Raw genomic sequence first — 18,951 nt, 5'->3', positions numbered from 1 at the left:
GCCCCTTAATTGGTGCTTAACGCTTAACCCAGCCGAGCGTTCGCGCGGCAAGTGGGTTTCGCAGCCATGGCAGATGGTCCATTGCCACCAGCCCAAGATTTCGTCCCGCCACTAATGGCGCATAACGGTTAGCAAACAGTTTGACTAAACCGTCGGTGACGCCAATGGTGGCGGCACGATCGGGTTGACGCCGCGCGGCAAAATGCTGCAACACCGCGTAGCTGCCTGGGTCCTGCTGCTGACGCCATGCGCCCGCCAGCGTTTCTGCCAGCGACATCACATCGCGCAGGCCAAGGTTAAAGCCTTGTCCGGCAATCGGATGCAGCGTTTGCGCCGCATTGCCTACTAGCGCCAGCCGATGTGTGACCTGACGTTCGGCGGTTTGCAGCGCCAGCGGATAAAGCTCGCGTTGACCCGCGTGCGTAAAGCGCCCAAGGCGCCAGCCAAATGCCTGCTGCAGTTCTTGCAGGAAGGTCGCATCATCCCACTGTTTAATCGTTGCTTGCGCGTCAAGCGGATGGCACCACACCAATGACATGCGGTTACCGGACATCGGCAACAGCGCCAGCGGGCCATGCTCGGTAAAACGCTCAAATGCGCGTCCCTGATGCGGCAGCTGGGTCGAGACATTGGCGATAACCGCTACCTGATGATAATCGTCACGCTGCCAGGTCATACCGCAGGATGCGCCTAAAGGCGATCGCGATCCATCGGCGGCCACCAGTAAATCACCGGTTAATCGCTCACCGCTGTTGAGTGTAACCTGCACGCTATCGGCGCTACGTGACACCGCCGTGGCGTGATCCGGGCAGCGCACGCTGATGCCCGGTGCCTGTTGCAAACGCTGGAACAAGCGCTGGCCGACATCGAAAAGTTCCACGACCTGACCCAGTGCGGGCAACTGGTGATCTTGCGCTTTGAGCGAGACGAAACCGGTATGGCCGCGATCGGAGACGTGGATATCAGTGATAGGCGTGGCGCAATCCGCCAGCGAGCGCCACACATCGATATCGGCTAACTGCTGGCAGGTGCCCGCCGCCAGGGCAATCGCGCGTCCATCGAAGCCGGGATGTGCACGGCTGTCGGGCTGGCTACGCTCAATCAGCGTTACCGGCAGCTGACCTTGCGTCAGGTGCGAAATCGCCAGCGCCAGGGTGGCGCCAGTCATACCGCCGCCAGCAATTAAAATGCTCATGCCTGACGTGCCGCCGCCATCAGGGCTTCAATCGCATCGGCGTCTTTCACCACGCTGTCGGTGAGATTCTCGTTGCCGTCCGCGGTGATGACGATGTCATCTTCAATGCGAATACCAATGCCACGATATTGCGGCGGCACGTTGGCATCTGGAGCGATATACAAGCCTGGCTCAACGGTTAGCACCATGCCCGGCTCAAGAGTGCGATCGCGGCTCGGCGTGCCGTAATGTCCCACGTCATGCACATCAAGCCCCAGCCAGTGGCTTAAACCGTGCATAAAGAACGGGCGGTGTGCCTGCTCTTCAAACAGCGTATCGATATTGCCATCCAGAATGCCGAGGTCGACCAGGCCGGTAATCATGATGCGCACCACTTCGTCGTTAACATCATGGATGCTAATACCCGGGCGGAACATCGACAGCGCTTTGTAGAGCGAGGCCAGCACGATGTCGTAGATGGCACGTTGCGGCTCGCTGAACTTACCGTTGACCGGGAAGGTGCGGGTGATATCGCCCGCGTAGCCGTGGAATTCACAGCCAGCGTCAATCAGCACCAGGTCGCCATCGCGCATTTCACATTCGTTTTCGGTGTAGTGCAGAATGCAGCCGTTTTCGCCAGCACCGACAATGGTGTTGTAAGAGGGGAAACGCGCGCCGTGGCGATTGAATTCGTGGTGAATTTCGCCTTCCAGCTGATATTCGAACATGCCCGGACGGCAGGTTTGCATCGCTCGGGTATGCGCCAGTGCGCTGATTTTTCCGGCACGGCGCAGAATCTCAATCTCTTCCGCGCTTTTGAACAGGCGCATCTCATGCACCCACGGACGCCAGTCAGTGACCGTATTCGGTGCGCTAAGATTTTGGCGGAACCCGCGACGCAGTTTTTCCAGCGCGCTAAACACCCGTTGATCGGCTTCGGCGTATTCGCCCTGCGCGTGATAAACCACATCAAGGCCGTTAAGCAGTTGATGCAGCTGCTCATCAATGTCATCCCACGGCAAAGCACGATCAACACCCAGCCTGGCCGGAGCGGCATCCTGGCCAAGGCGGCGACCAAACCAGATTTCCGCGGTCAGATCGCGCACACGATTGAACAACACGCTGTGATTGTGCTTGTCATCGCTTTTGATTAAAACCAGCAGCGCCTGCGGTTCGTTAAAACCGGTGAAGTACCAGAAATCACTGTTTTGCCGAAAGTTATATTCAGTATCGTTGCTGCGCGTCACTTCAGGTGCAGCAAAAATCAAAGCGGCACTGCCTGGCGCCATGCGGGCAATTAGCGCCTGACGACGTTGCTGGAACGTTTCCAGAGTAATCATGTTTGCACTCCCTGTTGAAGACGGGCCACAACGTACCCGCATTGACGCGCTTAGTGTAACGTAGGTTTCTGTACTTCAGGTGCCGTTGGCTGATGCTGACGCGTGAAGGTGTCGTGGCACAGTAAGGCGGCAACACGCACGTACTCGATCACCTCTTCCAGCGACTGCTCCAGCTCCTCCTGGTCTTCATCTTCGTCATAGCCGAGCTGCGCGATGGTGCGCAGATCGTCAATCGCTTCACCGGTTTCGCCGGTTACTTTCTCAAGCTTAGGCTGCGTAACGCCCAAACCGAGCAGGAAGTGATTGACCCAGCCGGCCAGCGCATCGGCGCGATCGAACACCGTGATGTCATCATCTTCCGGCAACATCAGCTGGAACATAAAGCCTTCGTCTTCCAGCGTGGTCGCCAGGCTCTCGTGCAGCGCCTGTAACGGCTGAGACAGGCTCTGCGAAAACGCCATGCCTTCGTTGGTGAGATCGTGAACCATGGTTTTCCAGCTGGTATCCTGATTGCCACCGCACAGAATCCCGGAAAGGAGTCCGTGCATTTCGGCCGGCGTCATGCCCACGCCCTGCTGAGAAAGGGCCGCGGCCAGCGCGTTGTAACTAGGCGTTGCGTTCTGTAAAGACATAAGCTTTGGTCGTCGTTGGCGGAATAAGTTCGTGTTATGCTACCACCAGGTGCCTCTGGGTTTCCAGAAAAGGGGTTGTAACTTATAACTCGGGTATATATAGTTTCGCACCTCCCAACCCATTGACCGGTAAGGGAGATGCGATCGAAGTAATCAGTCAGGATGGTGGCATGTCTGCACAACCAGTAGATATTCAAATTTTTGGTCGTTCATTGAGAGTGAATTGTCCGCCTGAACAGCAAGATGCGCTGAATCTGGCCGCAGAGGATCTCAATCAACGGTTGCAAGATTTAAAAGTTCGCACTAGAGTCACCAATACAGAGCAACTGGTGTTCATCGCCGCGTTAAACATCTGCCACGAGCTGGCACAAGAGAAAGGTAAGACGCGCGACTATGCAGCAAATATGGAACAACGTATCCGCATGCTGCAGCAGACCATTGAACAAGCGTTAGTTGAGCAAGGTCGCATAACTGACCGCCAGGGCCCTAATTTTGAATAACACTTCATGGTCCTCATGCTAGAGTGACGGTGAAGTAAATTTTCTCTGAGATGTTTGCAAGCGGGCCAGTCCCCTGAGCCGATATTTCATACCAACAGAATGTGACGCTCCACAATTTGTGCGCATGCTCGGTCCGTCCGAGAAGCCTAATAGTTGTGACGGCATGTTCACCTTGAACCAAGGGTTCAAGGGTTACAGCCTGCGGCGGCATCTCGGAGATCTCCACTTAGTTTTACTCGCTAAATAATTCAGTCTGCAGCAAGGCGGCAATCGAGAGAATCCCAGTGAGCTTACTTAAGTAAGTGATTCGGGTTAACGAAAGCAGCCAACGCGGCTGCAGATTGAAGTATGACGCGAATCCCCCGGTTCGCATGATATAGTGGCTTGCAACAGCCCACTCTGCCGGGGATATCATGTCAGCACCCTCCTTTCTCGACCGTCAAGACATCCGTCAGCATGTGCGCCATTTGCGCCGTAATCTCACGTCTGAGCAGCAGGAACAGGCCGCCGATCAGCTGGCTGAACACGCCATCAATATCGCACCGATCGCCAATGCCCAGCGCATCGCGCTGTTTTTGTCTGTTGATGGTGAAATCAACACCCGCCCGCTGATCGCTAAACTGTGGCAGCAAAAAAAGCAGGTTTATCTACCCGTGCTGCACCCCTTCTCGCCAGGCAATCTGCTGTTTATCCGCTATACGCCCGCGAGCGCGCTCACGCCAAATAAACTGCGTATTCCCGAGCCGCCGTTAGATATCACGCAGCTGGCCCCGCTGGACCAATTAGATGTGATGCTGGTGCCGCTGGTAGCGTTTGACCACCAGGGCCAACGTTTGGGGATGGGCGGCGGATTCTACGATCGCACGCTGCAAAACTGGCAGCAGCACGGTTTTCTTCCGGTGGGCATTGCGCATGATTGCCAGCGCGTGGATACACTTCCCGTCGCCGCATGGGACGTCCCGCTGCCGGCGATACTGACGCCATCAAAACTGTGGCAATGGGAAACGTAAGCATAAAAAAGGGCGCCAGTGGCGCCCTGATTGATTAGTACAGCAGACGGGCGCGAATGGTGCCCGGAATGGCTTTCATTGCCTGAAGCGCTTTATCCGCCACCTCTTCTGTCGCATCAATATCGATCACCACGTAGCCCATAATTGGCGTGGTTTGCAGATACTGCGCGGCAATGTTAATGCCCTGCTCAGCAAAGATCTGGTTGATAGCCGTCAGCACACCTGGACGATTCTCATGGATATGCAGCAGACGACTGGCGCTCGCTGCATGCATTGGCAGCGAAACTTCCGGGAAGTTGACCGCAGACAGCGTAGAACCGTTGTCCGAGTATTTCGCCAGCTTGCCAGACACTTCCAGACCGATGTTTTCCTGCGCTTCCTGGGTTGAACCACCAATGTGCGGAGTCAAAATCACGTTGTCGAATTCGCACAGCGGCGAGTTGAACGGATCGCTGTTAGTCGCCGGCTCGACCGGGAACACGTCGATAGCGGCTCCAGCCAGATGTTTGTTCGCCAGTGCTTCACACAGCGCCGGGATATCAATCACGGTACCGCGCGCGGCATTAATCAGCAGCGAGCCCGGCTTCATTAATGCCAGCTCCTCAGCACCGATCATGTTCTGCGTGGATTGGGTTTCAGGCACATGCAGGCTGACCACATCGCTCATATTGAGCAAATCGGAGAGGTGGCGAACCTGCGTGGCGTTACCCAGCGGCAGTTTGCTTTCGATATCGTAGAAGAACACGTGCATACCCAGGCTTTCTGCCAACACACCCAGCTGCATGCCGATATGGCCGTAACCAATGATGCCCAGTTTCTTACCACGCGCTTCGAATGAGCCGTTGGCAACTTTATTCCAGATGCCTCGGTGCGCTTTGGCGTTCGCTTCAGGAATACCGCGCAGCATCAGCAGCATTTCGCCAATCACCAGCTCAGCAACGGAGCGGGTGTTGGAGAACGGTGCGTTAAACACCGGCACACCGCGTTTCGCCGCAGCAGCAAGATCAACCTGGTTAGTACCGATACAGAAGCAGCCAACTGCAACCAGCTTTTCAGCGGCAGCAAAGATCTCTTCAGTCAGTTGGGTACGGGAACGGATACCAATGAAGTGCGCATCGCGGATGGAGGATTTCAGCGACTCCGCATCCAGCGCCCCTTTGTGAAACTCGATGTTGGTGTAGCCTGCTGCACGCAGGTTTTCCAGCGCACTCTGGTGAACGCCTTCCACCAGCAGGAACTTAATCTTGTCTTTTTCCAGTGATACCTTTGCCATTTCCCGACCCTATTCAGAATTCAATGAGGACTACCATAAGGTAGCCTTCTGTCAAAATATCAAAAATTTCGTGCGCAGCAATACAAACGATTGCCTGCGTGCCAGCACGCGCCCACGCGGAGGCAGCACAATGCCGTACAAAATCGTGGCATCTATGTTGGACGGAGTACGAACCCACTGCTGATGAATCTTTTGTGACATAAGTCACCAAATTTCAGCCTGGCGAGAAAAGATGTTTTGCGGATGGAAATAACCGGCGCATGTCGGGCGCCGGACAGATCATTTTACGATGGTTTTTACGCCGTCAGCGGTGCCAATCAGCGCGACGTCAGCACCTCGTCCGGCAAACAGACCCACGGTCACCACGCCCGGCAGCGCGTTAATGGTTTTTTCCAGCTCGATGGGATTAAGAATGCGCAGATTATGCACGTCGAGAATAATGTTGCCGTTATCGGTGATGACGTTCTGGCGATACTCCGGCAAGCCGCCCAGCTTCACCAGTTCACGAGCCACAAAGGAACGCGCCATGGGAATGACTTCAACCGGCAGCGGGAAGTGGCCCAGCACATCAACTTCTTTCGATGCATCAGCAATACAGACGAATTTTTTTGCGACCGCCGCAACGATTTTCTCACGCGTTAGCGCTGCACCACCGCCTTTGATCATCTGCATCTGCGGATTGATTTCATCTGCGCCATCCACATAAACCGACAGTTCGTCAATTTCATTGAGATCGAAGACGTGGATACCTAAAGCTTTCAGTTTTTCTGTCGACGCTTCCGAACTGGAAACCGCGCCTTCAATCTGATTCTTCATGGTGCCGAGCGCATCAATGAAATGCGCGGCAGTGGATCCCGTTCCCACGCCAACCACCGTGCCGGGCTCTACGTACTGCAGCGCTGCCCAACCTACCGCTTTTTTCAGTTCATCCTGGGTCATGGTATGTTTAAAACCTGTGCGACATCGAAGTGCGCGTAGTATAAAACAAGGCGTCGTAAAAAAGCGCGACTGTTGAACAGCCGATTTAAGTCTTTGGAAGCCAGCCCGCAAAAAAGCGCCACAGCACAATTTGAGCGTTTTATGGCATAGTAACGTCCACCCTGAACGAGAGAGAACAACAATGAAACGCCCGGATTATCGAACGCTTCAGGCGCTGGATGCTGTGATTCGCGAGCGCGGCTTCGAGCGCGCCGCGCAAAAACTCTGTATTACGCAATCTGCGGTTTCGCAGCGTATTAAACAGCTGGAAAATTTATTCGGTCAGCCGCTGCTGGTGCGCACCGTGCCGCCACGCCCCACCGAGCAGGGACAAAAACTGCTGGCGTTATTGCATCAGGTTGAGCTGCTGGAAGAAGAGTGGCTGGGTGACGATAACGGCGGTACCACGCCGCTGCTGCTGTCGCTGGCGGTTAACGCAGACAGCCTGGCCACCTGGCTGCTGCCCGCCCTGAAAGATGTGCTGGCCGATTCGCCGGTGCGCCTGAATTTGCAGGTAGAAGATGAAACCCGCACCCAGGAACGTCTGCGTCGCGGTGAAGTGGTTGGCGCGGTGAGTATTCAGCCACAACCCTTGCCAAGCTGTTTGGTTGATCAGCTGGGTGCGCTCGACTATCTGTTCTGCGCCTCGCCTGATTTCGCCGCACGTTATTTCCCCAACGGCGTGACCCGCTCCGCATTGCTGAAAGCACCGGCGGTAGCATTTGATCATTTAGATGATATGCATCAGGCGTTTTTGCAGCAGAACTTTGACCTGTCGCCAGGCAGCGTGCCCTGCCACATCGTTAACTCGTCAGAAGCCTTTGTGCAGTTGGCGCGCCAAGGTTCGGTGTGCTGTATGATTCCGCATCTGCAGATTGAACGCGAGCTGGCGCAAGGTGAGCTGGTAGATTTGACGCCAGGTTTGTATCAGCGACGCATGCTGTACTGGCACCGTTTTGCCCCAGAAAGCCGTTTGATGCGCAGCGTTACGGATGCGCTGATTGCGCACGGACATCGCGTGCTGCGCCAGGATGTTTTGCCTGCATAATGATCAGGTCGCCATAAACGGCGACCTGACTCAAAGCCTTACGGCGTATTCGGTTTAATCTCGAACACCACATCCACCTGATCGTCAAAGTGAATGCTCTGCTGCTCGTAAGTTTGCTGTGCGGTGGTGTCAGCCGGCGCTGCCGCGGCTTTGTACATCCGCGCCATCGGCATTGGTTGGTAGTTAGCAACGTGGTAACGAATGCTGTAGACCGAACCCAGTTTAGCGTTGAAGCCTTCAGCCAGCGCATTGGCCTGCTGCGTGGCGTTAGCAATCGCCACTTTACGCGCCTTCTCTTTGTAGCTGTCAGGATTCGCCACACCCAACTCTACCGAACGAATTTCATTAAGGCCGGATTTTAGCGCGCCATCCAGCAGCTCGTTCAGCTTATCCAGCTGACGCAGCGTCACCTGTACCTGACGCTCCGCACGATAACCTTTCAGCACCGATTTGCCTTCTTTGGTGTAGTCATACTCCGGCTGGGTGCTGAGGTTTGCCGCATCAATATCTTTTTTCTCGATGCCATTCTTTTGCAGGAAATCGAAATATTGCGCCACGCGGTCATCAGCCTGTTTCTTCGCTTCCGCCGCGTCTTTCGACGAAACATTCACCACAATAGCGAGCGTAGCGATATCGGGCGTGGCATCAACGCTTGCCTGTCCTGACGTCACCACATGCGGTCCATTTGGTAGTTCACCCGCGTGGACTAAACCGGACAGTGCGCCGGTGCTCATTACGGCGGCCAGCGCCAGTGCTTTCAGTTTCACGAAAGTCCTCCTTGAGGGATTCAATTTACAGGTCGCCACTATGGCTAAACCTAAAACACATTAACATGTGTGCTTATCTGATTTTTAAACTGACTAAAAGTTCGGGCATGCTGCGGTTTAAACCTGGCCGCGATCGCAAATTTTAATGAACAGGTTGGCCGAAACCTCACTTAAACGTTTCTATTAAAGAAACACCTCTGCATTCGGGAGAGTTGCATTATGACAGAACAGCCGCTGAGCCAAACCGCTGCCAGCCTTCCCGCCGGACGTACGCGCTTTCTGATGCTCGGCCTGGTGTTTATCAACATCATCATCAACTATATGGATCGCACTAACCTGTCGGTTGCCGCCACGGAAATGGCCGGAGAGCTGCGCTTCACGCCGCTGGAAATGGGGCTAATCTTCTCAGCGTTCGGCTGGATTTACGCCGCCTTGCAGATCCCCGGCGGCTTCCTGATTGATCGCCTTGGCGCGCGCGTGGTGTATGGCGTTGGTCTGTTCGTCTGGTCTTTAATCACCGCGCTGCATGCGCTTGCCAACAGTTTTACTGCGCTATTTGGCCTGCGGCTCGGTGTGGGCGCGTTTGAAGCGCCAGTGATGCCCGCCAACAATCGGGTGATCTCCAGCTGGTTCCCGGAACAGGAGCGCGCCAGCGCCATTGGTATCTACTCTTCAGCGCAGTTTGTTGGCCTGGCCTGCATGACACCGCTGCTGTTTCATGTGCAGGCTGCGTTTGGCTGGCGCGGACTGTTTTTGATTACCGGTTTGGCGGGCATGATTTGGTCGCTGGTGTGGTATTGGCTCTACCGCGAGCCAAACCACCATAAAGGTGTGTCCGACGCTGAACTGAACTACCTGCGCAGTAACGGTGCGCTCCTGGAAAGTGAGCATAAGAATCAATCACCGCAAGCGCGCTGGCGCGATTTGGCGCAGATGTTCCGCAGCCGCAAATTGGTCGGCATCTATATTGGTCAGTTCACCATCTCTGCCACCTTCTGGTTCTTTCTCACCTGGTTCCCGACCTATCTGGTGGAATATCGCCATATGGGATTCATCAAAAGCGGCTATGTTGCCTCGGTGCCCTACTTCGCCGCCTTCTGCGGAGTTTTGCTGGCCGGCTTTGCCTCAGATCGTATGATACGACGCGGCGTGTCCGCCAGCGTGGCGCGTAAGCTGCCGGTGATTCTTGGCCTGTTCCTGACGCTGTTTATCCTGGGTGCCAATTACACCGATGATTCCGCGCTGATCATTCTGTTTATGTCGCTGGCGTTCTTCGGTAACGGTCTGGCAACCATCACCTGGGTGTTTGTGACGGCGCTGGCGCCGCGTCATTTGATTGGCCTGGCGGGTGGGGTGTTTAACTTTACCGGCGCGCTGTCATCGATCGTCGTGCCGATTGCCATCGGCGCGCTGATTGATGGCAACAACTTCGCGCCAGCACTGGCATTTATTGCGGTACTGGCCGCGATTGGCATCTGCAGCTATCTGTTTATCGTCGGGAAAATCGACCATGTTAGCGCGGGCTGACAACTATCTGCGCCAGCGATTGCAGCTGTTGCAACCGCTGCGCGAGATGCGCCTCATCGTGCTGCCAGATTTTGGCAAAGGCCAGCGCCGCGCGATTGTGATTAATCGGCTGCGCCATGCTGATTTCACCGTCATCACGATGCCAAATCAGATGATCTGCCGCACGCTTGCGTGCCAGCAGCGGCGCAATCTGCTGCCACTGTTCGTCGCTAAAACGCGGGCGCAGCACCTCATCACTTTCGGCGGCCAGCAACGACACGCCAATCACCGACTGCCACGCAGGCAGCATGCGGAAACCCGCCAGCGCCTGGCTGGCGTTGGTGCGCTCACCCGGCTCGGAGTGCCAGATATAGATCACCTGATCTTCCCACAGCACGCCCAGCGCCACCACAATGTCGCGCGGCGCGTGCATTTCCAGCTGCGGCAGCGCCTGAGCAAACAGCGAGGAGCCGCGAATCGCCTGCGCCGCCAGCGCGTGAATGCCGGGACCGGGCAGATAGCGCCGGTGCTCATCCTGCGTCGTCAATCCGATGGAAGCCATGGTCATCAGCAGGCGATTAACGCGCGTACTGTTCATCCCCATCTGACGCGCCAGTTCGCGACAGCCCACGGCTTTATCGCTGGAGACCAGATATTGCAGGCAGCGAATACCGTCGATCAGGCTTTGGTTGGGTTGAGAAGACATAGATCACCTGCGGCGGGGAAAACTCAATCTTAGCCTTAGAGTTAGAGGAATGAAATGATGCAAACTTTCTCTTCGCAAAATGCGCGTCACTTTCCGCAGCAGCGATTACATGCGGACTTACTGATTGCTGGCGGTGGATTAGCGGGCGTGTGTGCGGCATTGGCCGCCGCGCGTGATGGCCTTAGCGTAATATTGATACAGGATCGCCCGGTATTAGGCGGCAACGCCTCCAGCGAAGTGCGTTTGTGGGCCAATGGCGCCACCTCGCACATGGGTAATAATAATCGCTGGGCGCGCGAAGGCGGTATCATGGGCGAGATCATGGAGGAGAACCTGTGGCGCAATAAAGAAGGAAATCCGGTGCTGTTCGATATGGTGCTGCTGGATATCGTGCAGTCGCAGACCGGTCTAACGTTACTGCTCAACACCGTGGTTACCGACATCGAAAAATCCGGCCGCAGTCTGCAGGCGGTGCGGGCTTTTAACGCCATTAATCAAACGCAGTATCACGTCTCGGCGGCGCAGTTTATCGATGCCAGCGGCGATGGCGTGTTGGGGTATCTGGCTGGCGCGGCGCATCGCGTGGGAGCAGAATCCATTGAAGAGTTCGGCGAGAAGATGGCACCGGGCGAAAATTTCGGTCACAAGCTCGGACACTCGATCTACTTCTACACCAAGCGCTCTTCCCAGCCGGTGCGCTTCGTGCCGCCCTCTTTCGCGCTAAAAGAGATCACCGCGATTCCGCGTTACAGACGCCTGACCTCAGCACTGAACGGCTGCGACTTATGGTGGCTGGAATGGGGCGGACGGCTTGATACCGTGCATGAGAGCGAAACCATCAAATGGGAGCTGTGGAAAATCGTTTGGGGCGTGTGGGATTACATCAAAAACTCCGGCGACTTCCCCGATGCCGACAACCTCACCCTCGAATGGGTTGGCCTGATTCCCGGCAAGCGCGAAAGTCGGCGTTTTCTCGGCGATACCATGCTCTGCCAGCAGGATATTATCGAGCAGCGCGATCATTACGATGCGGTCGCGTATGGCGGCTGGTCGATTGATCTGCATCCAGCCGATGGCGTATACAGCGAGCACGATGGCTGCCGCCAGTTTCACAGCAAAGGCACCTACACCATTCCATTCCGCGCGTTGTACAGCCAATCACTGGATAATCTGTTGTTAACTGGCCGGCTCATCTCCGCCACTCACGTCGCTTTTGGCAGCGCACGCGTGATGTGCACCTGCGGCGTGCTGGGTGAAGCCGTGGGTCGCGCGGCGGCGCTCTGCCAGCAACAGCAGATCGCCCCCGCCGAACTGGCACAGCCGGAGCGCGTGGGGCAGTTGCAGCAGCATCTGCTGCGCGCCGGCGCGTTTATCCCGCGACATCGGTTAGAGAATCCGGCGCGCAATGCCCACGTCACCGTCAGCAGTACTTTTGAACTCCGCGCCCTGCCCGCCGGTGCCGGCTGGCAACCCCTGCAATCACGCTGTGCGCTACTGCTGCCGTTGAAAGCCGGTGAGCGCTTGCCAGCGATCAGTGTGCAACTGCGTGCCGCACAGACGCAGAAACTGCAGGTATCGCTGCTTACCAGCGAGAATCCTGCCAATACCTGCGGCGATCGCCCGATCGCCACGCAGCATATTGAGGTCAACGATCAGGGCGCTTATCGTCTGAGCTTTGATTACCTCGCTGATTGCGATCGCTATCTGTTTATCGCTTTCGCAGAAAACCCAGCGATTGAGATAGCGCTCACCAGCCAGCGCTTGCCGGGTGTCATGATGGTGTTCAATAGCCTTAACCCACGCGTGGCGAAACGCACGCGTCAAATTAACGATGGCGATTACGGCGTCGACGAGTTTGATTTTTGGCTGCCGCGCCGAGCGCCACAGCAAATCTTGCTGGCCTTTGCGCTGGAAACACCGCTGCAGTTGTGGCACCGCGACTATCTGCTCAACGGCAAGTTACGTCCGGAACAGCACACCAACTGCTGGGTACCCGCACCGGATGACCCGCATCCCAACGTCAGCTGGCAATGGCCGCAGCTGCAGCAGGCCCGCCAGATCACCCTGCTGTTTGATAACGATTTTGATCATGCAATGGAAACGGTGCAAATGGGCCATGCGCAGGCGGTTACGCCGCACTGCACCACGCATTATCGCCTGTGGCTGGATGAGAAGTTGCTGGCCGAGGTGACGGAGAATCACCACTCGCTTTGCCATCACCGGGTTCCGCAGGATGCGACCTTCCAGCAGATTCGGCTCGAGCTGCTGGCCAGTGCAGGCGCGCTGCCTGCACTGTATGGCCTGCATCTGGATTAAAAGGCAGCCATGCCCTGACGCGCCAGCTGAATGGCGATAAACCACATTACGCCGCCGACTAACAGATTGATAATCCGCTGCGCCCGTACGGTACGCAGGCGCGGTGATAGCCATGCCGCCAGCAAAGCCAGGCCGAAGAACCAGATGATCGATGCACTTACGGTGCCCAGAGCAAACCAGCGTCGTGCATCCGCGGAGGGCAGCTGGCTGCCGAGGCTGCCGAGCACTACAAAGGTATCGAGATAGACATGCGGATTAAGCCAGGTGACCGCAAGGATAGTGGCGATGATGCGCCAGCGCCCCTGCTTCAACTCCGCGTCAGATGTTAGCGACACATCACCTTGCCAGGCACTACGCAGCGCACCCCAGCCATACCACAGCAGAAACGCTACGCCCGCCCAGGTAATCAGCATCAGTAGCATCGGTGATTGATTGAGCAACGCGCTACCGCCAAAAATGCCGCCGCAGATCAGCGCAATATCGCTGAGGGTACAGAGCGAAGCGGTCATCAGATGGTAGTGGCGCTTAATGCCTTGATTCATTACGAAAGCGTTTTGCGGACCTAGCGGCAGAATCAGCGCAGCACCTAAAGCAAGCCCTTGTAAATAAACAGATAACACAGCGATATTCCTGAAAATTGGGGGAGATGCTGTGCAGTATAGTGACGCGAGGTTATTAGAGGAAATTGAAAAAATTAATTGGGTATTAGCTTAATTAATAATAAAGGCACCCGCAGGTGCCTTGCTTAATTACTCGGTGCGGGCGGGCAACTGTTGCTCACTCTTCACCTGATGCAGATGCACATCCATCTGCGGGTAAGGAATACCAATGCCGTTCGCGTCCAGCGTACGTTTGAAGTTCTTCATCAGATCCCAGTAGACGTTCTGCAGATCGCTACTTTTGCTCCAGCAGCGCACCACGAAATTGAGCGACGATGCAGCCAGTTCATTCAGGCCAATCTGGATGCCCAGATCTTTTAATACGCGCTCATCCGCTTCAACCACTTCCTTGAACAGCGCAATCACCTGATCGACATCCGCATCGTAGGCCACGCCAATAATGAATTCATTACGGCGGATCGGCTCACGCGAATAGTTAATGATATTGCCGGCGATGATTTTACCGTTTGGCACCACCACGATTTTGCCATCGGCGCTTTTCAGCGTGGTAGAGAAAATCTGCACATTCTGTACGGTACCCATCACGCCGCCAAGATCAACAAACTCACCGGTTTTGAACGGACGGAAGGTAACCAACAGTACGCCCGCCGCGAGATTCGACAGCGAACCTTGCAATGCCAAACCGACGGCCAAACCGGCGGCACCCAGCACGGCGATCACCGACGCGGTTTGCACCCCGACGCGGCCCAGTGCGGCAATAATGGTGAAGGCGATAATGCCGTAACGCACCATGGCAGAGAGAAAATCGGCCACTGTGGCATCAATATGACGCGCCAGCAGCACGCGGTTAATCGCATTAGAGATGATGCGGGCGATGAACATACCGATAATGATGGTAATGATTGCCGCCACAATATTTACCGCGTAGCTCAGGATCAGTTCCTGATTGCGTACCAGCCATCCACCGGCACTGTTAATGCCATTAACGACATCTAAGTCTTCCATTTGTTAGCCCTGTTAGTGAGTTTCCCGCAGGAAAATGCAAAAAACTGCCAGATTGACTCCGACACTCCGACTACAAGGGTAAACAATAATGGAGCGAAGCGCCAAAAATGGCCTGAATTTACGGGCTTTTCCAGATGAGACGCATAAAAAAAGGCCCTTTCGGGCCTTTTTTGTACTGTAAGGAAAAATTACAGTACGTCGACAGCGTTAAGCTCTTTGAAAGCTTGCTCGAGGCGAACAACCATTGATGCCTGAGCAGAACGCAGCCATACGCGTGGATCGTAGTATTTCTTGTTCGGGCTATCCACGCCGTTAGGGTTACCCAACTGCGCTTGCAGATAGTCTTCGTTCTTTTTGTAGTACTGCAGAATACCGTCCCATGTTGCCCATTGGGTATCGGTATCGATGTTCATCTTGATCACGCCGTAGCCGATAGACTCTTCGATCTCTGCAGCAGAAGAACCTGAACCACCGTGGAACACGAAGTCCAGCGCGTTATGCGGCAGATTGTGTTTCTTGGTTACGTATTCCTGAGAATCACGCAGGATAGTTGGGGTCAGTTTCACGTTGCCTGGCTTGTACACACCGTGCACGTTACCGAAGGAAGCAGCGATGGTGAAACGTGGGCTGATTTTGCTCAGCTCGGTGTAAGCGTAATCAACGTCTTCTGGCTGGGTGTACAGTGCAGAAGCGTCCATGTGGCTGTTGTCCACGCCGTCTTCTTCGCCACCGGTGCAACCCAGTTCGATTTCCAGCGTCATATCCAGCTTGGCCATGCGCGCCAGATACTTAGAAGAGATCTCAATGTTCTCTTCCAGTGACTCTTCAGACAGGTCGATCATGTGTGAGGAGAACAGCGGCTTACCGGTTTTCTTGAAGTGCTCTTCACCCGCATCCAGCAGACCATCGATCCACGGCAGCAGTTTCTTCGCGCAGTGGTCGGTGTGCAGGATAACCGGCACGCCGTATTGTTCCGCCATCAGATGCACATGGTAAGCACCCGCGATAGCGCCGAAAATTGCCGCGCCCTGTGGTTTATCGGTTTTGAAACCTTTACCGGCGATGAAGGCAGCACCACCATTGGAGAACTGAACGATGACCGGCGCTTTCACTTTGGCCGCAGCTTCCAATACTGCATTGATGGAGTCCGTGCCGACGCAGTTAACTGCTGGCAGAGCGAATTTGTTCTCTTTCGCTACCTGGAAAATTTTCTGAACGTCGTCACCAGTGACAACGCCGGGTTTTACGAAATCAAAAATTTTAGACATGGTTGTGTCCCGTTTCGTTACCGTTCATCCCCGAAGGGATTGCGATTTGATTGCCCAAGAAAGGGCTAGCCTTCAGGCGACGCCAAAGCGCCGCCCCCAAAGAATTACTGCTTCGCGCGCTCTTCCAGCATAGCAACAGCTGGCAGTTTTTTGCCTTCCACGAACTCGAGGAATGCGCCGCCGCCGGTAGAGATATAAGAGATCTTATCTTCGATACCGAACAGGTCGATAGCGGCCAGCGTATCGCCGCCACCTGCAACAGAGAACGCTTCGCTATCGGCGATGGCGTTCGCCACGATCTCGGTGCCTTTACGGAAGTTCGGGAACTCGAACACGCCAACCGGGCCGTTCCACAGAATGGTTTTTGCGCCTTTCAGGATCGCAGCCATTGCCTGAGCGGTTTCGTCGCCGAAGTCCATAATCTCTTCGTTATCCGCCACTTCAGAAACCTTTTTCACGGTTGCCGGTGCAGTTTCAGAGAATTCCGTGCCTACGCGGGAATCGGTAGGAACCGGAATGCCGTGCTCGTCACGCAGCTTTTTCGCCGCTTCGACGAAGTCTGGCTCGTACAGAGATTTACCGACGTTATTGTCGATGGCCACGAAGGTGTTGGCGATGCCGCCGCCCACAATCACGGTGTCGGCGATCTTAACCAGCGACTGCAGCACATCAAATTTGGTAGAAACTTTAGAACCGCCAACCACAGCAACCAGCGGACGCTCTGGATTGCTCATCACTTTACCCAGCGCTTCCAGCTCAGCTGACAGCAGCGGACCCGCACAGGCGATTGGCGCGAACTTGCCCACACCGTGAGTCGACGCCTGCGCGCGGTGCGCGGTGCCGAACGCATCCATGACGAAGACGTCGCACAGGGCGGCATATTTCTTCGACAGGGTTTCTTCGTCTTTTTTCTCGCCTTTGTTGAAGCGTACGTTCTCCAGCACCACCAGCTCACCCGCGCCCACTTCTACGCCTTCGAGATAGTCTTTCGCCAGGGTGACATTGGTGCCGTTCAGTTTGTCTTTCAGGTAGTTAACAACCGGCAGCAGGGAGAACTCTTCGTTGTATTCACCTTCGGTCGGACGACCCAGGTGAGAGGTAACCATCACTTTCGCGCCCTGTTTCAACGCCGCTTCGATGGTAGGCAGAGAAGCACGAATACGTGCATCTGACGTCACTTTCCCTTCTTTCACTGGCACGTTGAGATCGGCACGGATCAGAACGCGTTTACCAGCAAGATCCAGATCGGTCATCTTAATTACAGACATGGTGAACCCTCTCGTTGATTCTCATAAGTTTTGCCAGACGCAGTCCGCGTCTTACCTGAAACCGCTTGCGGCCATTGCTAACGTGGTGTCGATCATGCGGTTAGCAAAGCCCCATTCGTTGTCACACCAAACCAGCGTTTTGATAAGGTGATGACCACTAACCCGCGTTTGCGTGCCATCGACTATGGCACTGTGCGGATCATGGTTAAAATCTACTGAGACTAACGGTAATTCCGTATAGTCAACTATACCACGAAACGCCCCTTCTGACGCGTTTTGCAGCAACGCATTGACCTCACACGCCTTCACCGCTTCGCGCACCGACACGCTCAAATCAATGGCTGTCACGTTGATGGTGGGCACGCGCACCGCAATCGCTTCAAAGCGATCGTTAAATTTCGGAAAAATACGGGTAATGCCAGCAGCAAGACGCGTATCTACCGGGATGATCGATTGGCTGGCGGCGCGGGTACGACGCAGGTCGCTGTGATAGGCGTCAATCACCTGCTGGTCGTGCATCGCCGAGTGAATCGTGGTCACAGTGCCCGATTCAATGCCAAAGGCGTCATCCAGCAACTTGATCACCGGAATAATGCAATTGGTGGTGCAGGATGCGTTGGAGACAATGCGGTCAGTTTGTTTAAGAGCCTGTTCGTTTACGCCGAACACGACGGTGGCATCGAGATCGTTGCCGCCCGGATGCGAGAACAACACCTTCTTCGCGCCCGCCTGCAGATGCGCTTCACCATCGGCGCGGCTACCGTAAACACCGGTACAATCCAGTACGATATCCACATTCAGTTCGCGCCACGGCAGCACATCAATTTCGGCCTGATGCAGGATGCGGATGGTGTCATCGCCCACAAACAGCTGATCGCGCTCCTGGCGCACATCAAAGGCAAACCGGCCGTGGCTGGTGTCGTACTTCAGCAAATGCGCCATACCGGCAGCGTCTGCCAGTTCGTTAATCGCCACTACGGTGATCTCGGCGCGGCGGCCGGTTTCATACAGGGCTCGCAACACGTTGCGCCCGATACGGCCAAAACCATTTATTGCTACGCGAACGGTCATCTCTACCTTCAACCACACCCGAAAAAACGTGCCGATTAGCCTGAGCGTTTCACACCGTTTTGTACAGGGAATTATTGTCCGTCAGCACTGGCCAGATGCAGTCTTTCGCTTACAACTGAAACGGTTCAGCTAGAGTAATGCATGCGCGGAATAACGGGAATGATTGCGATCAATTGAGTGGCGGAATATTGGATCTGCGTCACAAATTTTGCGCTGAGGGATTATTACTGCAGGAATAATTGAACCGTTTCACCCTTAAGTTACAAAGCGGATAAAACGAGGGCAGCTCAATTGAGCTGCCCTGTAGAGTCGCCATTCATGGCGACCGCCTATTACAGAATGGATTTCGCCGTTTTAACCACGTTCTCAACGGTGAAGCCAAACGCTTTAAACAGCTGATCCGCTGGCGCTGACTCACCGAAGGTGGTCATGCCGACGATCGCGCCGTTCAGGCCGGTGTATTTGAACC

General features: G+C 55.2%; 18 protein-coding genes and 1 other RNA gene. 6 read left to right on the top strand and 13 right to left on the bottom strand.

Going from position 1 to position 18,951, the window contains the following annotated elements:
• Positions 1 to 16: 16 nt before the first annotated feature.
• Genes ubiH through AC790_RS17560 form a run of 3 tightly spaced genes read right to left on the bottom strand, consistent with a single transcriptional unit; the run spans position 17 to position 3,146 of the window.
• The gene (gene ubiH, locus AC790_RS17570) at positions 17 to 1,195 is read right to left on the bottom strand and encodes a 2-octaprenyl-6-methoxyphenyl hydroxylase (protein ID WP_049852596.1); all 1,179 of its coding nucleotides are present in this window, start codon (positions 1,193 to 1,195) and stop codon (positions 17 to 19) included.
• Positions 1,192 to 2,514, bottom strand: coding sequence for a Xaa-Pro aminopeptidase (pepP, locus tag AC790_RS17565; RefSeq protein WP_007890286.1), 1,323 nt, complete (start codon positions 2,512 to 2,514; stop codon positions 1,192 to 1,194). The genes ubiH and pepP overlap by 4 nt, the downstream gene beginning before the upstream one ends.
• A gap of 50 nt (positions 2,515 to 2,564) precedes the next feature.
• Positions 2,565 to 3,146 (bottom strand): YecA family protein, encoded by a 582-nt coding sequence (locus AC790_RS17560; RefSeq protein WP_008108255.1) that lies wholly within the window; start codon positions 3,144 to 3,146, stop codon positions 2,565 to 2,567.
• Between the two features lie 170 nt (positions 3,147 to 3,316).
• Between AC790_RS17560 and zapA the strand changes: the two genes are divergently transcribed.
• The 3 genes from zapA to AC790_RS17540 all read left to right on the top strand — a co-directional run bounded on the left by zapA (position 3,317) and on the right by AC790_RS17540 (position 4,656).
• Complete coding sequence (gene zapA, locus AC790_RS17555) at positions 3,317 to 3,646, top strand: cell division protein ZapA (protein ID WP_007890288.1); 330 nt, start codon at positions 3,317 to 3,319, stop codon at positions 3,644 to 3,646.
• A 39-nt stretch (positions 3,647 to 3,685) separates the two neighbouring features.
• Positions 3,686 to 3,869: non-coding RNA, 6S RNA (gene ssrS, locus AC790_RS24340), on the top strand.
• Between the two features lie 190 nt (positions 3,870 to 4,059).
• On the top strand, positions 4,060 to 4,656 hold the full coding sequence (locus AC790_RS17540; protein ID WP_049852594.1) for a 5-formyltetrahydrofolate cyclo-ligase: 597 nt from the start codon (positions 4,060 to 4,062) through the stop codon (positions 4,654 to 4,656).
• Positions 4,657 to 4,690: 34 nt separating this feature from the next.
• Here the strand turns inward: AC790_RS17540 and serA are convergent, their stop codons facing one another.
• Both serA and rpiA read right to left on the bottom strand, forming a co-directional pair.
• Positions 4,691 to 5,929 (bottom strand): phosphoglycerate dehydrogenase, encoded by a 1,239-nt coding sequence (gene serA, locus AC790_RS17535; RefSeq protein WP_007890290.1) that lies wholly within the window; start codon positions 5,927 to 5,929, stop codon positions 4,691 to 4,693.
• Positions 5,930 to 6,208: 279 nt separating this feature from the next.
• Positions 6,209 to 6,868 carry a ribose-5-phosphate isomerase RpiA gene (gene rpiA / locus AC790_RS17530; RefSeq protein WP_049852593.1) on the bottom strand — a complete coding sequence of 220 codons (660 nt, stop codon included), beginning with the start codon at positions 6,866 to 6,868 and terminating at the stop codon, positions 6,209 to 6,211.
• Between the two features lie 181 nt (positions 6,869 to 7,049).
• On the opposite strand from rpiA, the gene AC790_RS17525 reads away from it, so the two are divergent.
• Positions 7,050 to 7,955 carry a LysR family transcriptional regulator ArgP gene (locus AC790_RS17525; protein ID WP_007890292.1) on the top strand — a complete coding sequence of 302 codons (906 nt, stop codon included), beginning with the start codon at positions 7,050 to 7,052 and terminating at the stop codon, positions 7,953 to 7,955.
• A gap of 38 nt (positions 7,956 to 7,993) precedes the next feature.
• Here AC790_RS17525 and AC790_RS17520 read toward each other — a convergent pair whose 3' ends face one another.
• Positions 7,994 to 8,722 carry an oxidative stress defense protein gene (locus AC790_RS17520; protein ID WP_007890293.1) on the bottom strand — a complete coding sequence of 243 codons (729 nt, stop codon included), beginning with the start codon at positions 8,720 to 8,722 and terminating at the stop codon, positions 7,994 to 7,996.
• A gap of 219 nt (positions 8,723 to 8,941) precedes the next feature.
• On the opposite strand from AC790_RS17520, the gene AC790_RS17515 reads away from it, so the two are divergent.
• Positions 8,942 to 10,249 (top strand): MFS transporter, encoded by a 1,308-nt coding sequence (locus AC790_RS17515; protein ID WP_007890294.1) that lies wholly within the window; start codon positions 8,942 to 8,944, stop codon positions 10,247 to 10,249.
• Here AC790_RS17515 and AC790_RS17510 read toward each other — a convergent pair.
• Positions 10,236 to 10,934, bottom strand: coding sequence for a transcriptional regulator (locus AC790_RS17510; RefSeq protein WP_049852592.1), 699 nt, complete (start codon positions 10,932 to 10,934; stop codon positions 10,236 to 10,238). The two genes, AC790_RS17515 and AC790_RS17510, sit on opposite strands and share 14 nt — an antisense overlap.
• A 57-nt stretch (positions 10,935 to 10,991) precedes the next feature.
• Here AC790_RS17510 and AC790_RS17505 point away from each other — a divergent pair, with 57 nt between their 5' ends.
• On the top strand, positions 10,992 to 13,250 hold the full coding sequence (locus tag AC790_RS17505; RefSeq protein WP_049852591.1) for an FAD-dependent oxidoreductase: 2,259 nt from the start codon (positions 10,992 to 10,994) through the stop codon (positions 13,248 to 13,250).
• Here AC790_RS17505 and argO read toward each other — a convergent pair.
• The 6 genes from argO to AC790_RS25025 all read right to left on the bottom strand — a co-directional run.
• The gene (argO, locus tag AC790_RS17500; RefSeq protein WP_007890297.1) at positions 13,247 to 13,870 is read right to left on the bottom strand and encodes an arginine exporter ArgO; all 624 of its coding nucleotides are present in this window, start codon (positions 13,868 to 13,870) and stop codon (positions 13,247 to 13,249) included. The genes AC790_RS17505 and argO overlap by 4 nt on opposite strands.
• Before the next feature lie 129 nt (positions 13,871 to 13,999).
• Positions 14,000 to 14,875, bottom strand: a complete 876-nt coding sequence (mscS, locus tag AC790_RS17495; protein WP_007890298.1) for a small-conductance mechanosensitive channel MscS — start codon at positions 14,873 to 14,875, stop codon at positions 14,000 to 14,002.
• A 188-nt stretch (positions 14,876 to 15,063) separates the two neighbouring features.
• Entirely contained in the window at positions 15,064 to 16,143 is a 1,080-nt protein-coding gene (fbaA, locus tag AC790_RS17490; protein WP_007890299.1) for a class II fructose-bisphosphate aldolase, read from the bottom strand.
• Between the two features lie 104 nt (positions 16,144 to 16,247).
• A complete protein-coding gene (gene pgk / locus AC790_RS17485; protein WP_007890300.1) occupies positions 16,248 to 17,411 on the bottom strand; it encodes a phosphoglycerate kinase in 1,164 nt (387 codons plus the stop codon).
• Positions 17,412 to 17,462: 51 nt separating this feature from the next.
• Positions 17,463 to 18,482, bottom strand: a complete 1,020-nt coding sequence (gene epd, locus AC790_RS17480) for an erythrose-4-phosphate dehydrogenase (RefSeq protein WP_007890301.1) — start codon at positions 18,480 to 18,482, stop codon at positions 17,463 to 17,465.
• Positions 18,483 to 18,814: 332 nt separating this feature from the next.
• On the bottom strand, positions 18,815 to 18,951 hold a 137-nt coding region (locus AC790_RS25025; protein ID WP_162838741.1), incomplete at its 5' end, for a hypothetical protein.

Origin of the sequence: Pantoea sp. RIT-PI-b, assembly GCF_001187905.1 — a bacterium.
In the GTDB taxonomy this organism is placed as follows: domain Bacteria; phylum Pseudomonadota; class Gammaproteobacteria; order Enterobacterales; family Enterobacteriaceae; genus Pantoea; species Pantoea nemavictus.
Note: the sequence above shows the minus strand (reverse complement) of the source record. Positions and strands in the feature narration are given on the sequence as shown.

Coding starts and splice junctions, on each gene's coding strand:
- ubiH (WP_049852596.1), bottom strand. CDS start 1,195: ATGAGCATTTTAATTGCTGGCGGCGGTATGACTGGCGCCACCCTGGCG.
- pepP (WP_007890286.1), bottom strand. CDS start 2,514: ATGATTACTCTGGAAACGTTCCAGCAACGTCGTCAGGCGCTAATTGCC.
- AC790_RS17560 (WP_008108255.1), bottom strand. CDS start 3,146: ATGTCTTTACAGAACGCAACGCCTAGTTACAACGCGCTGGCCGCGGCC.
- zapA (WP_007890288.1), top strand. CDS start 3,317: ATGTCTGCACAACCAGTAGATATTCAAATTTTTGGTCGTTCATTGAGA.
- AC790_RS17540 (WP_049852594.1), top strand. CDS start 4,060: ATGTCAGCACCCTCCTTTCTCGACCGTCAAGACATCCGTCAGCATGTG.
- serA (WP_007890290.1), bottom strand. CDS start 5,929: ATGGCAAAGGTATCACTGGAAAAAGACAAGATTAAGTTCCTGCTGGTG.
- rpiA (WP_049852593.1), bottom strand. CDS start 6,868: ATGACCCAGGATGAACTGAAAAAAGCGGTAGGTTGGGCAGCGCTGCAG.
- AC790_RS17525 (WP_007890292.1), top strand. CDS start 7,050: ATGAAACGCCCGGATTATCGAACGCTTCAGGCGCTGGATGCTGTGATT.
- AC790_RS17515 (WP_007890294.1), top strand. CDS start 8,942: ATGACAGAACAGCCGCTGAGCCAAACCGCTGCCAGCCTTCCCGCCGGA.
- AC790_RS17510 (WP_049852592.1), bottom strand. CDS start 10,934: ATGTCTTCTCAACCCAACCAAAGCCTGATCGACGGTATTCGCTGCCTG.
- AC790_RS17505 (WP_049852591.1), top strand. CDS start 10,992: ATGCAAACTTTCTCTTCGCAAAATGCGCGTCACTTTCCGCAGCAGCGA.
- mscS (WP_007890298.1), bottom strand. CDS start 14,875: ATGGAAGACTTAGATGTCGTTAATGGCATTAACAGTGCCGGTGGATGG.
- fbaA (WP_007890299.1), bottom strand. CDS start 16,143: ATGTCTAAAATTTTTGATTTCGTAAAACCCGGCGTTGTCACTGGTGAC.
- pgk (WP_007890300.1), bottom strand. CDS start 17,411: ATGTCTGTAATTAAGATGACCGATCTGGATCTTGCTGGTAAACGCGTT.
- epd (WP_007890301.1), bottom strand. CDS start 18,482: ATGACCGTTCGCGTAGCAATAAATGGTTTTGGCCGTATCGGGCGCAAC.